13 protein-coding genes are annotated in these 13,071 nt (G+C 64.8%); 3 read left to right on the forward strand and 10 right to left on the reverse strand.

What is annotated here, in order from left to right:
* Positions 1 to 34: 34 nt before the first annotated feature.
* From ACR0FC_RS12000 to ACR0FC_RS12035, 8 genes are all read right to left on the reverse strand, one after another.
* Positions 35 to 499 (reverse strand): cupin domain-containing protein, encoded by a 465-nt coding sequence (locus ACR0FC_RS12000; protein ID WP_170341125.1) that lies wholly within the window; start codon positions 497 to 499, stop codon positions 35 to 37.
* 252 nt (positions 500 to 751) lie between these two features.
* The gene (locus tag ACR0FC_RS12005; protein ID WP_170341123.1) at positions 752 to 2,062 is read right to left on the reverse strand and encodes a M16 family metallopeptidase; all 1,311 of its coding nucleotides are present in this window, start codon (positions 2,060 to 2,062) and stop codon (positions 752 to 754) included.
* Entirely contained in the window at positions 2,059 to 3,399 is a 1,341-nt protein-coding gene (locus tag ACR0FC_RS12010; protein WP_170341121.1) for a M16 family metallopeptidase, read from the reverse strand. Before ACR0FC_RS12010 ends, ACR0FC_RS12005 begins: the two co-directional genes overlap by 4 nt.
* A gap of 80 nt (positions 3,400 to 3,479) precedes the next feature.
* Entirely contained in the window at positions 3,480 to 3,995 is a 516-nt protein-coding gene (locus ACR0FC_RS12015; protein ID WP_170341119.1) for a DUF3035 domain-containing protein, read from the reverse strand.
* 50 nt (positions 3,996 to 4,045) lie between these two features.
* Positions 4,046 to 4,522, reverse strand: coding sequence for a signal peptidase II (gene lspA, locus ACR0FC_RS12020; protein WP_170341116.1), 477 nt, complete (start codon positions 4,520 to 4,522; stop codon positions 4,046 to 4,048).
* Complete coding sequence (purH, locus tag ACR0FC_RS12025) at positions 4,522 to 6,111, reverse strand: bifunctional phosphoribosylaminoimidazolecarboxamide formyltransferase/IMP cyclohydrolase (RefSeq protein ID WP_170341114.1); 1,590 nt, start codon at positions 6,109 to 6,111, stop codon at positions 4,522 to 4,524. The genes lspA and purH overlap by 1 nt, the downstream gene beginning before the upstream one ends.
* 21 nt (positions 6,112 to 6,132) lie before the next feature.
* Positions 6,133 to 7,872 carry a heparinase II/III family protein gene (locus ACR0FC_RS12030; protein WP_170341112.1) on the reverse strand — a complete coding sequence of 580 codons (1,740 nt, stop codon included), beginning with the start codon at positions 7,870 to 7,872 and terminating at the stop codon, positions 6,133 to 6,135.
* 88 nt (positions 7,873 to 7,960) lie between these two features.
* Positions 7,961 to 9,220 carry an RsmB/NOP family class I SAM-dependent RNA methyltransferase gene (locus ACR0FC_RS12035; RefSeq protein WP_170341110.1) on the reverse strand — a complete coding sequence of 420 codons (1,260 nt, stop codon included), beginning with the start codon at positions 9,218 to 9,220 and terminating at the stop codon, positions 7,961 to 7,963.
* 88 nt (positions 9,221 to 9,308) lie between these two features.
* On the opposite strand from ACR0FC_RS12035, the gene ACR0FC_RS12040 reads away from it, so the two are divergent.
* A complete protein-coding gene (locus tag ACR0FC_RS12040) occupies positions 9,309 to 9,491 on the forward strand; it encodes a DUF1674 domain-containing protein (RefSeq protein WP_093964397.1) in 183 nt (60 codons plus the stop codon).
* Between the two features lie 4 nt (positions 9,492 to 9,495).
* Here ACR0FC_RS12040 and ACR0FC_RS12045 read toward each other — a convergent pair whose 3' ends face one another.
* Positions 9,496 to 10,356 carry a LysR family transcriptional regulator gene (locus tag ACR0FC_RS12045; RefSeq protein WP_170341108.1) on the reverse strand — a complete coding sequence of 287 codons (861 nt, stop codon included), beginning with the start codon at positions 10,354 to 10,356 and terminating at the stop codon, positions 9,496 to 9,498.
* A 98-nt stretch (positions 10,357 to 10,454) separates the two neighbouring features.
* Here ACR0FC_RS12045 and tmpA point away from each other — a divergent pair, with 98 nt between their 5' ends.
* On the forward strand, positions 10,455 to 11,591 hold the full coding sequence (gene tmpA / locus ACR0FC_RS12050; RefSeq protein ID WP_170341107.1) for a 2-trimethylaminoethylphosphonate dioxygenase: 1,137 nt from the start codon (positions 10,455 to 10,457) through the stop codon (positions 11,589 to 11,591).
* Positions 11,588 to 12,178, forward strand: a complete 591-nt coding sequence (gene tmpB / locus ACR0FC_RS12055; protein ID WP_170341105.1) for a (R)-1-hydroxy-2-trimethylaminoethylphosphonate oxygenase — start codon at positions 11,588 to 11,590, stop codon at positions 12,176 to 12,178. Before tmpA ends, tmpB begins: the two co-directional genes overlap by 4 nt.
* Here tmpB and dapB read toward each other — a convergent pair.
* A complete protein-coding gene (dapB, locus tag ACR0FC_RS12060) occupies positions 12,175 to 12,984 on the reverse strand; it encodes a 4-hydroxy-tetrahydrodipicolinate reductase (protein WP_170341104.1) in 810 nt (269 codons plus the stop codon). The genes tmpB and dapB overlap by 4 nt on opposite strands.
* Between the last annotated feature and the right edge of the window lie 87 nt (positions 12,985 to 13,071).

The raw sequence follows: 13,071 nt of genomic DNA on the forward strand, positions 1-13,071 counted from the left end.
CCAACTTTGGCGCCCGAGGCAAATTGGACTGACGTCAAAGCTGCAGGGGCGGTCCCAGAAACTCGATCTGCCATTTCTCGGAGAATGCGTTCAGCACCTCCCGGTCGGGAACTCCGTCTGCCATGATGTCTCCCAACCCATTGAAGAAGGCGACCGTGTCGAAGGATGGCAGTATCATGACCAGTTGCCGCGCTGGCCCGTCGGAAAGATTGCGAAACGCATGCGCGGCGCCACCGGGGATCGTTACGACGTCGCCTGTTTCTGCAACAAAGCGCTTTCCATCGCACTCATAGAGATACCGCCCGTCCAAAACGCGAAAGATTTCAGTTTGCGGGTGACGGTGCAGGGGCGGGCCAAACCCCGGTTCATTTATTGTCTCTATGACCGATATATTCTCGTCGGTGGTGTCGTGCGGTATCCGGACAAACAACTGCAGTCCAATCGCCGGGACGTGGATGGGAGGGTCGGTCAACTTCGAATGCCAGAACTGATAGGGCATCGATGACCCCTCCTTCCTTACCCGCGACAATGGTTCCGCTTCATGATGACATCTGTCCATCAAGTGAAACAAGCCCGCCGACGGGCCCGCATGACCGTGAGCACCGTACCGGTTTTACGGAACAGGTGGCGGATACGCTGACGATCCAGAGGTTGCGCACGCTTCCGGATCACGGAGGCCCGGGGCGAGCGGCGCTGAATGGCCGCTCGTCGGGAATTCTACAAAAGGCCTGCCGACTGCCGGTCCTTCGCGTCAGTTCGTGGTCTCTAGCCCCTCGGGTTTGCCTACAACCACGAAATGCAGCCCGTCCGGGTCCAGCAGCTCGGCCGCGACGCGGTTCACCTCGTCCAGCGTCACCGCGTTCACTTTGTCGTTTCGGGTCGCGATGTAGTCGATCGGCAGATCTTCCATCTGCATACCCACCATGATGCCCGCGATCTGGGCATTGCCGTCAAAGCGCAACGGATAGGCGCCGGTCAGATAGGTCTTGGCGTCGTCCAGCTCTTTCTGGGTTACACCTTCGGTCGCGGCGCGCCGCCACTCGTCGCGAATTACCTCGATAGCCTGCCCGACCCGGTCATTGGCCGAGGATACCGACCCCAGATAGACCGAGGCCAGATCCTTGGGCACCAGATAGGTCCCGACGCCATAGGTCAGGCCGCGTTTTTCGCGGACTTCCTGCATCAGGCGGCTTTCAAAGCCGCCGCCGCCGAGGATGTGGTTCAGGATGTAGGCCGCAAAGAAATCCGGATCGTCGCGGTCGATGCCCTTCTGGCCGAACAGCGCCACCGATTGCGGCGTGTCGAACTCGACCACCGTGACGCCACCGGGGATCGTTACCTCGGCATTCCCGGGAATCGGTTTGCCCGTTTCGGGCAGGTCCGACAACAAATTGTCCAGCAACGCGCCCAACTCTTCGGGTGTGATGTCGCCCACTGCGCCCACATACAGACGGTCCTTGGCGAAGACGCCTTTGTATGCGTCGATGATGTCGTCACGGGTCAGGGCCGATACGCTGTCGATCGAGCCTTTGCCGTTGGATCCATACGGATGATCGCCATAGGCCATTTTGGCGAATGTCTCACCCGCGATGTCATTGGGGTCGGTCTGTTCCGAGCGCAGCCCGGACAGGACCTGCGCCCGAACCCGGTCGATCGCGTCCTGATCAAAGCGCGGTTGCTGGATGGTGGTGCGCAGCAGCTCAACGGCGTCGTCCCGGTTTTCAGTCAGGAACTGGGCCGAGATCGCAACACTGTCATCCGTGGCCCTGTATCCGATCGACGCGGCCAGAGATTCCAGCGCCCGCGCATAGGTGCGGGAATCCATGTCGCCCGCGCCTTCTTCGAGAAGGCCGCTCATCAGATAGACCGCGCCGCGTTTGTCGGGATCGTCCAGTGACGTTCCCCCACGGAACCGCAGTTCCAGCGCAGTGAACGGGATCGAGTGATCCTCGACCAGCCAGGCCCGGATGCCGCCGGGCGAGGTGACCTCCTGAATCTTGATCTCGGCCCAGGCAGGCAGCGCGATCAGCAGGGCGATCAAGGGGGCAAGGAAACGGATCATTGGGTCACCTCGTCATCACGCATCAGCCAGCCGGTGACAGACGCTTCGGGCTGAAGCACCTCGCGCGCGGCGGCGATGATTTCTTCGCCGGTGACGGCCTGCAGGATGTCGGGCCAGGCCTGCACGTCCTCGACCGTCAGGCCGCTGGTCAGCGCCCGACCATAGCGGTTGCCTATTCCATCGACATTGTCTCGGGCATAGACCTGTGCGGCGCGCAGCTGCATCTTGATCCGGTCCAGATCCTCCGGGTTGACGCCTTCGGCGATGAAATCGGCCACCGCTTGATCCATCGCATCCTCGGCCTCTTGCAGCGACACGCCTTCAGCCGGAACAACGATCAGGTCAAAGGTCGTGTCATCCAGCGACACCCCACGATAAAACGCCCCGGCATAAACAGCCAACTGCTGCTCAAGCTGCAGTTTCTCGTTCAGGTAGGATGTGGTGCTGCCGCCCAGCAGCTCGGCCAGCAGGAACAACGCCGCAGCCTTCTTCTGCGCACCGGCATCACGCTCGGGCGCGAGGTAGCTGCGCTGAACATATGGTTGCGACACCCGCGCATCCTTGAAGGTCAGACGCCGCTCGGCGGTCTGCGGCGGTTCCTGCGATCGGACCCGTTCAGGCAGGTCCGGGTTGGCGGGGATCACGCCATAATAGGTGTCGGCCAAGGCTTTGACCTCAGCCGGATCCACATCGCCGGTCACCACCAGGATCGCATTGTTGGGCGCGTAATAGGTCTGGTAGAAGGACAGCGCGTCCTCCATGTCCAATGTCTCCATCTCGTGCTTCCAGCCGATCACCGGAACCCCGTAGCGGTGGTTGAGATACTGCGCCGCGCTCATCTGTTCGCCGAACAGGGCACGGGGGTTGTTCTCGGTACGCTGGTTGCGCTCTTCCAGAATCACGTCGCGCTCGGTGGCGATGTCGCTCTCGGTCAGCCGGATGTTGCGCATCCGGTCGGCCTCCATCTTCATCATCAACTCCAGCCGGTCGGCCGCGACGCGCTGGAAATAGGCCGTGTAGTCATACGAGGTGAAGGCGTTGTCGTTGCCCCCATTGGCCGCAACGGTCGCCGAAAGCTCGCCCGCCGCCATTGTATCGGTGGCCTTGAACAGAAGATGCTCGAGGAAATGCGCCACACCTGACGACCCGATCGGCTCGTCCGCCGATCCGGCCCGATACCAGACCATGTGCTGAACCACGGGCGCGCGGTGATCTTCCACCACGACGACATCCATGCCGTTGTCCAGGGTAAATGTGGTGACGGCCTCGTGCCCGGTTTCGGCCAAAACCGGGGTTGCGGTCATCAAAGCGGCGCAAAACGCCAAGGCCCGAGCCATGGGGCATCCTCCGTTTCGTTACGGTGTTCAAACTACGGTGACGCCGAACGGGTTCAAGAGCGATGACGGAAAGTTAAGAATTATTCATCCGGCGGCGACGAGGGTGTTTCCACGCCCTGTCTGCGCAAAGCTTCGGTCTGCACCTGGGGATCGATGGAATTGCGCTTGTAGACCTGCGAATAGCGGTCCACCTTGAACAGGCGCAACCGCGTCCAACGGCTTTGACGCTTGCGGAAATCCGCATCTTCCTGCGCCAGAACCTGGCGGGTGTTGGGGGAAACGCCATAGCGGCTGGAAGCCGTCACCAGCGCCCCGTCAGACGACGGAATACCGGTGCCGGGGTTCAGCGCCCCGGGATTGCCACCCAAGGCAGCCACGGCGTCTGCATTCGGGTTCGGGTCGGTCAGGTTCGCGCCACCCGGCGTCGGCGCGGGCAGGAAGGCATAATCTTTGGGCTGGGTCAGCGGCTTGACCGGCATGACCGAAAACTCGTCCGGCCCGGGCCCTGGCGCTTCGAGATGGCGCAGGCCGATATCGGAACATCCTGCGACCGCAGCAGCAAGTGTCAGAGCAATAATGGCGCGCGGCATCCGCATCTTGGTCTCCAGCCTGTTTCAGGCGCTTTTATCGCATAACATCCGGCGCGTCACGAGGGCTTTTTGCCTTCGAACAGCACCAACCCGAGGGCACCCGCGAAAATGAACACGTCGGCGAGGTTGAAGACGAACGGGTTGTTGATGCCACAGCAGGACATGTTCAGGAAATCCAGAACGTATCCATACAACACCCGGTCAACCACGTTCCCCAACGCTCCGCCGATCAGCAATCCGCCGAAAACCAGCATCCGCCTTGATGCGGCCGTGCGCCAGAGCCAGACGAAAACGCCGATGCTGATGGCCAGCGAAATAGCGATGAGAAACCAGCGCGTGGCTTCGGAATTGCCCTGAAACAGGCCAAAATTGATGCCGCGGTTCTCGCCGTACCGAAAGGTCAGCAGCGGCGGCAGCACGTCGATGCCACCGGGCCGGTCGGCCACGCGCAACACGTGGACGACCAAGTATTTGCTGAGCTGGTCGATCACGAATGCGGCCAGCCCGGCCCAGAGCAGAACCCGGCCCCGCATCAGTGACGGAAGTGCCGCATGCCGGTGAACACCATGGCCAGACCGGCTTCGTCGGCGGCGGCGATCACCTCGTCATCGCGCATCGACCCACCCGGCTGGATCACGCAGGTCGCGCCTGCGGCGGCGGCCTCCATCAGCCCGTCGGGGAAGGGAAAGAACGCGTCCGAGGCTACGGCCGAGCCGATGGTCAGCGGTTCGGGCAGGCCCAGACTTTCAGCCATACGCTCGGCCTTCTTGGCGGCGATCAGGGCGGAATCCACCCGGCTCATCTGACCGGCGCCGACGCCCACCGTGGCCTCGTTCTTGACGTAGACGATGGCGTTCGACTTGACGTGCTTGGCCACTTTCCAGGCAAACAGCAGATCGCGCATCTGCTCGGGCGTGGGGGCCAGCTTGGTAACGACCTTCAGGTCATCCATCTCGATATGCCCGTTGTCCTTGTCCTGCACCAGCAGCCCGCCGGCCACCTGGCGGACGGTCTTGCCGCCGGCGCGCACGTCGGGCAGCGCTTCGGTGGTCAGCAGGCGCAGGTTCTTTTTGGCGGCAAAGATCGCCTTGGCCTCGTCGGTGGCGCCGGGGGCGATCACGACCTCGGTGAAGATGCCGGTGATTTCGCGCGCGGTTTCCGCGTCCAGCGGCCGGTTCAGCGCCACGATCCCGCCAAAGGCCGAGGTCCGGTCGCAGTCGAATGCCGCCTTGTATGCCTCGAGCAGCGTCGCGCCCGTCGCAACGCCGCAGGGGTTCGCGTGCTTGATGATGGCGCAGGCGGCGCTGTCACGCGGGTCGAATTCGGCCACCAGTTCAAAGGCGGCGTCGGTGTCGTTGATGTTGTTGTAGCTCAGCTCTTTACCCTGATGCTGCACGGCGGTGGCGACACCGGGGCGGCCCGTGCCATCGACATAGAACGCCGCCTGCTGGTGGCTGTTCTCGCCATAGCGCAGGGGCTGTTTCAGTTCACCGGCGAACATGCGGCGCTTGGGGGTGTCGATCTGCAGCGCGTCGGCCAGCCAGCTGGAGACGGCCGCGTCATAGGCTCCGGTGCGAGCATAGGCCTTCTGCGCCAGCCACTGGCGGAAGCCCAGCGACGTCTTGCCGTAGTTTTCCTCGAGCTGATCCAGCAGGGCCGAGTAATCCTCGACATCCACCACCACGTTGACGAACGCATGGTTCTTGGCCGCGGCGCGGATCATCGCGGGGCCGCCGATGTCGATGTTTTCGATGCATTCGTCATAGCCCGCGCCCTTGGCCACCGTTTCCTCGAACGGGTAGAGGTTGACCACCAGCAGGTCGATCGGGCCGATGCCATGCTCCTGCATCGCCGCCACATGGGCATCATTGTCGCGCAGCGCCAGCAGGCCACCATGCACCATCGGGTGCAGCGTCTTGACCCGGCCATCCATCATCTCGGGGAACCCAGTGACCTCGCTGACATCCTTGACCGCAAGCCCCGCATCACGCAGCGCCTTGGCGGTGCCGCCGGTCGACAGCAGCTCGACCCCGCGGTCGGCCAGGGCCTTGCCCAGATCGATCAATCCGGTCTTGTCGGAAACGGAAAGCAACGCGCGGCGCACGGGGTGAAGGTCGGTCATGGGTCCAAAGATCCTTTTGGCTCAGTCGAAATCGGGCTCGTCCCGGTGCACGTCGCGCACGGCATAGGCTGTATCCTGCGCCTTGCTCAGCGTCCACCGGATGCGCGTCGCATACTCGATTGCGCGGCCGGATAGAACGATCTGTTTTGTCGCGCGGGGCTTCAGGCGGCCTTTTTCCAGGTAAACGCTTGGCTCAAGCGACAATTTTCCGGCGCCGTCATGGCGAAAAACCCAGATCTCGCCGCTTTTGAGCGCCATCGACACCGCAGACCCCCCCAGATCCAGCGCTGCGTCCACGTCCGGATGCAGGTGAAACCGGATGTCAAAACCGATCCCTGACAGCTTGGATGCGTCAACCGCCCGGTCGAACTGGCGTTTTGCCTTGTCGGTGGCCGTCAGAAGGATGTCTTCACCTGTTACCTCGCGCCCGTCAAAGCGCAGCTCGATCGTACGGGCATGGGTAAGTCCGAACACCTTGGCGTACCCATCATGGCCCGCCATCACGCGCGCGCCTTCGAACGAATCCTCGAACTCCACCGGTACCTCGCTCGGGGCGTCCACCATTGCTTCGTTCGCGGTTCCCTTGGTCGGAGCAGCCAACCGGGCGCTGGAGTATCCATCCAGGCAAAGGGTCGAGTGCGAAGGCGTGGCCCGCCCTGCCCGGCGCCACTCCAACCCGAAGCTTTCGCCCGAACCGCAGTTGACGATCAATGGCCGCCGCCCCGAGGTCAGCTCGAAAGCCAGTGTCGAGGCGTGCGCCATGTACGAGGCCGCCCCTTTGGCCGGGGGTGCTGCGTCGATGATCACCGTGGTGCGGGCGGCGGCCAGACGGGCATAGCCCATGGTCAGGCCTTTGGCGGGTTTGGGCTTGACCCCGCTTTGGGCCAGCGCCTGTTCCAACCGGCCCTCTATGCCGCGGCCACCGCCGTGAAACCGGGCCAGCCCGCCGTCGGCATGACGCAGGCTGCGCAGGGTCGGGGCAATCCGTTTGATTGCTGTCGTCTGAGCGGCGGGCGTGCCGCGCCCGACTTCGCTGAGCGCAGCGGATGTCCAGGCCAGCAGGGTAAAGACCTCAAGCAATTCTTCCGGATTCCGCGTGGGAATGCCACCTTGGGCGTCGATCTGGGCCTCACATTCCCGCGCCAGGGCCCGAACGGCCGGGTCCGAGATGTCTTCCATCCCCTCCAGTGCCAAACCGGCCTGAACCAAACCTGCCAAGGCCTCGAACCGCGGCAGACCCGGTGTCGCGGCGTGCCAGCGTTTGAACAGGAACCAGGTCTGCTGTGACAGAGACCGAAAAAACAGCCGGCTATGGGCCTCGTCCATACCGCGCAGCAGGAACAGCGCGTGATTGATCCAGCGGATCAGGCGGCGTCCGGTCAGGTCTGGGGCCCAGCCCGGACCCTGCCCCTTGCCGTGGGTCTCGATCCAGCCCCAGACCCAGCGTTGCGCCTTTTCCCGTGCCGCGGCATCACCCACCGCGGCCAGATCGTCCAGCCAGGCAAATCCATGCCGTTCATCGTCGAATGCGGCGTTGGGGGCCACGACCTCCCATAAGCCCGTGTCCGGAGCTTCGACCAGATAACCCGCAAACAAAAGATTTCCCGCCACCAGTTGCCGCCCGCGCGCAAATGAACCAACGGTGCGCGGCTCGGGCTGACCGACAAAGCCGCTGACGGGCTTGCGGCGCTGGCTGAGGCGCGCGTAGAGACGGTTCTGAAACCGCACCCATCGGTTGGCCATGGTGTCCGAATTCGACATGACGTGTGTTGCTCTGCCCCTGCCGCTCTGCTGGCGTTTGAACCAACGATAGCCGGGCCGGTTCGTCAAGTCATCGAAAAGCGACCGGTCAGGCCGATTTGTTCAGGCAGGCGATGTAGAACCCATCCATGCCGCCCAGATCGGGCCAATAATCGGGACGCAGGCGCAGCCCGCCTTCCTCGGTCAGCCAGTCGGGCTGAACGCCGGGTACCTGTAGCGCGGCGCGGTCCACCTGCATGTCGGGATGGTGCGGCAAAGCCTCTTCGATCTGCACCTCGCCCTCGTCGGGCAACAGCGAACAGGTGCAATAGACCAGCCGTCCGCCGGGTTTCAGCAAGGTCCAGGCATGGGCCAGCATCCGGCCCTGCAACGCGATCAGGCCGCCGAATTCGGAGCCGTCCTTGGCAAAGGGCAGATCCGGGTGACGCCGGATGGTGCCGGTCGCCGAACAGGGCGCGTCCAGCAGGATCGCATCGTACTGGCCCTGATGCTCCAGCGCGTCGCCGGCGACCACGTGGGCCGACAACCCGGTCCGTTCGAGATTTTCCCGCGCCCGCGCCAGCCGGCCTTCGGAAATGTCCAGCGCGGTGACCTCGGCCCCCGCCGCTGCCAGTTGCAGCGTCTTGCCGCCGGGCGCGGCGCACATGTCCAGAACCCGCTCGCCGGGCCGGGGCGCCAGAATCCGCGCCGGCAGGGCGGCGGCGGCATCCTGCACCCACCAGTCTCCGCTGGCATAGCCCGGCAGGGCCGAGACCTGACCCGCGTCAGTAACCCGCACCGAGCCGGTCGGCAGTTCGGTCCCCATGGGGATCGTTGCGCCGGGCTTTGGCGTCAGGTCCAGCGGCGCGCCGGCGAAATGGGCCTGCTCCATGCCCTTGACCGCATCCGTGCCCCAGGCCGCGATCAGCGGCTCGCGCAGCCAGTCCGGCAGGCGCGGCACCCGCATCTTCGGCCAGGCCTCGGGGCCTTCGGCGGCGATCTTACGCAGAACCGCGTTGACCAGCCCCTTGAGCCGCCCGTGCTTGCGCGAGCGGCCGATGATCTCGACCATGGCGTTCACGACGCCATGCGCAGCCTCGCCCTGGCACAGTTCGACCGTTCCCAGACGCAGCGCGTTCTGAACGGTCAGCGCCGGTGTGAGCCGCAGATGTCCCTCCAGCAGGCGGTCGGCGCGTTCAAGCCCGCGCAAGGTCTCCAGCGTCAAGCGCTGCGCCCGCGCGCGGTCTTCGGGGGCTAGGCGATCCAGCGCCCCGGCCGCCAGGCATTCGGACAACAGGCGCCCCTCGCCCAAGATCTGATCCAGCAGATAGATGGCGCTGCGCCGCGCCGCCGTCGGGGTGTTGGTCATGAAACCGCCTTTGCAAGGTTTTCGCCCGCATTGCCATCAGCGGACGAGGGCGTATATCAAGGCCATGCACGGAAAGGAACCCGATGTCATGAGCGACGACCGCACAGACCTGCCGCCCGCCGCCCAGCGCGCCTTGGCCGAGGCCGAAGAGCGCCGGCGCAAGGCCGAAGCCGAGGCCAAACCCCTGCCCAAGGAACTGGGTGGACGCGACGGCCCCGATCCCGCGCGCTATGGCGATTGGGAGAAGAAGGGCATCGCGATCGATTTCTGACCGCTCAGACCGCCGCGCGCAGGGCCTGCAGAAAATCACCGATCAGGGCCTGCTGCTTTTTCGACTGCGCCCGGTCCCGCGGCCAGGTCAGCCAGTATCCGTCGCGGGTTTTCAAATCGGGACGCCCCAGCCGGATCAGGCGGCCCGAAGCCAGATCCGCCGAGGCCAAGGCGACCGACCCCAAAGCGACCCCCAGCCCCTGCCGCGCCGCGCCCAGGGCGTGTTCCATCGAATCAAAGCTCAGACCGGCGCGTGGCAGGTCTGTGTCGCCCGTCTTCTGCATCCAGTCCTGCCAGCCGGGCCGTTCGCCGCGCAGCTCGATCACCGGCGCGCCCCAGCTGACGCCCGGCGCCGCCATCGGAGTCAGAACCTCGGGCGCGATCAGGTCGGCGGCGCGCCCCGGCCAGTTGCCGCGCCCATAGCGGAGCTGAAGCCAGGTCCGCTCGCCCTCCAGCGAGGACCGCCGCGCCACCGAATCCGTGGTCACCTGCACCTCCGGTCGCAGGGCGCGAAATGCCCCCAGGCTGGGCAGCACCAGCGCCTGGATATGCGAGGACAGCCCAGCCACCCGCAACGCGCGCGGGGCGGTGCCGAACAGATCCTCGGTGTTGCGTTCCAACGCGCGCAGGCTGTCCTGCACCAGCGGCAGATAGCTTTCGCCTTCGACCGTCAGCGACACGCCGCGCGCCTCGCGCACGAACAGGGACCGACCCAGCCAGGATTCCAGATTGGCGATGCGCTGGCTGACTGCCGCCTGGGTCAGGCCGAACTCGCGCGCCGCAGCCGAAAATCCGCCCAGCCGCCCGGCCGCCTCGAACACGCGCAGCCAGTCCAGCGGGGGCAGGCCCACCTTTTTCTTACTCATTAGATTTTCCAATCCTCAGAGGAAACAAGCCTTAATTGTCGTAATGCCATATCCCGCGTATCTCCTCAATCAAAGCCCGCGCTGAACAGGAGAGCCCCATGCTGCGCCACGCCACCCATGACCCGGCGGTCGTTTCGGTTGAATTCGAAGACGGCACCCGCGCCCGTTTCCACGCCATCTGGCTGCGCGACAATGCGCTGGACCCGCAGACGCGCGACCCCGGCAACGGCCAGCGCCTGATCACGATCGGCGACATTCCGGCAGAGATCGCGATACAGGCGGCCGAGGTGGCGGACGGTGACCTGCAGGTGATCTTCGCCCCCGAGGACAAGACCGTCACCTTCCCCGCAAACTGGCTGGCCGCGCATGTCTATGATCGGGACCAGACCCGCCCGATGGGCTGGCTGTCGCCCGGCATCACCACCTGGGACGGCGGGTTCGCGGCCCCGGCCGGCGACTGGACGCAGGTGCATGAAAGCCCCGCCGCCAAGCGCGACTGGCTGGCGGCGGTCGCCGAATACGGCTTTGCCAAGCTGACCGACGGCCCGACCGAGCCCGGTTCGCTGCTGAAGGTCGCCGATCTGTTCGGCTATGTGCGCGAGACCAACTATGGCCCTTATTTCGAGGTGCGGACCGAGGTGAACCCGACCAACCTGGCCTATACCGGCCTTGGCCTGCAGGCGCATACCGACAATCCCTATCGCGACCCGGTGCCCACGCTGCAGATCCTCTATTGCCTGGAAAACAGCGCCGAGGGCGGGGAGTCGATCGTGGTCGACGGTTTTCGCGCGGCTCAGCGCCTGCGCGACGAAACCCCCGAAGGCTTTGCCCTGCTGGCCGGCTATCCCGCGCGGTTCGAATACCGCGGTTCAGACGGGGTCTGCCTGCGCGCGCGCCGCCCGATGATCGAACTGTCGCCCGATGGCGAATTGATCGGCATCCGCTTCAACAACCGGTCCTCGGCCCCGTTCGTGGATGTGCCCTTCGACCGGATGGAAGCCTATTACGCCGCCTACCGTCGTTTGGGCGAGATCATCGACGACCCGGCCATGGGCGTGGCGTTCAAGCTGGAACCGGGCGAGAGCTTCATCGTCGACAACACCCGTGTCCTGCATGCGCGGCTGGGCTATTCGGGTGCCGGGTCGCGCTGGCTGCAGGGATGCTATGCCGACAAGGACGGGCTGCTGTCGACCCTGGCCGCGATGCGGATGGCGCAACCGGAGGCGGCGGAATGAACCCCGATTTCCAGACCCTGACCCGCGACAACATCGTGGCCTTCATCGCCGATATCTTCGACCGGCGTGGGGGCGAGGAATATCTGGGCGAGCCGGTGACCATGGCCCAGCACATGCTGCAGGGCGCCACCATCGCCGAGCAGAACGGCATGCCCGAAGAGATCATCGTGGGCGCTCTGCTGCACGATATCGGGCATTTCACCTCGGAATTCGGCACCTACCACCCCGACGACACCGAAGACCGCCATCACGAGGATGCCGGCGCCGAGGTGCTGGAGCGGTTCTTTCCCTCGGTCATCACCGATTGCTGCCGCTATCACGTCGCGGCCAAGCGGTACCTGTGTGCAACCAGGCCCGAGTATTTCAACCGCCTGTCGGCGGCCTCGGCCCATACGCTGGAACTGCAGGGCGGCCCGATGAGTGCCAAGGAAGTCGCTGCATTCGAGGCCAACCCGAACCTGAAGGAAATCATCCAGGTCCGGTATCTGGACGAGGCCGGCAAACGGCCCGACATGGACACCCCCGGATTCGACCATTTCGCGCCGATGGTTCAGCGCATGGTCGACCGGCATCTGGGCGAGGGTTAGAGCCCCAGCACATCCAACATGTCATATTGGCCGGGGGCCTTGCCCTGCCCCCACAGCGCCGCTTTCAGCGCGCCTCGGGCAAAGATCGCCCGGTCAGTGGCCACGTGGCGCAGCACGATCCGCTCGCCCGGCGCGGCGAACAGCACGTCATGTTCGCCGACAATGTCACCACCGCGGACGGCGTGGAAGCCAATATGGCCCCTCTGCCGGGCGCCGGTGATCCCGTCGCGGCCCCGGTCGGAGACATCGGCAAGGTTCACGCCCCGCCCCTCGGCCGCGGCCTCGCCCAGCATCAGTGCCGTCCCCGAGGGCGCATCGACCTTGTGATGGTGATGGGCCTCGATCACCTCGATGTCGAAATCCTCGTCCAGCGCGGCGGCGACCTTTTTGGTAAGTTGCACCAGCAGGTTCACGCCTAGGCTCATGTTTCCCGCCCGCACGATCACCGCATGACGCGCGGCGGGTTCCAGCGCGGCGATCTGTTCGTTGCTCATGCCGGTGGTACCGATCACATGCACGCAGCGCGCCTGCGCCGCCAGCGCGGCGAACTCCAGCGTCGCCTCAGGCGCGGTGAAGTCGATCACCGCCTGGGCCTGGGCAAAGGCCTCGAGCGGGTCGTCGGTGACGGTCACGCCCAGCGGCTGGCCGCCCATCGCGGTACCCACGTCCTGACCGATCCAGTCATGGCCTGTGCGCTCGACCGCGCCGACCAGCCGCGCCTGATCGCTGTCGGTGATGGTCTTGATGAGCATCTGCCCCATCCGGCCCGAAGCCCCGGTCACGACGATTCCCGGAATATGCGTCATTGCGCTGGTCCTTCTTCTGAAATTCGGCTCAAAGCCTCCTACCCGGTTCGGGGCCGCTTGGCAAAGCCCCGCTTTGCGCTTAGATCG

The sequence above is a fragment of the Ruegeria sp. BB9 genome (assembly GCF_056539345.1).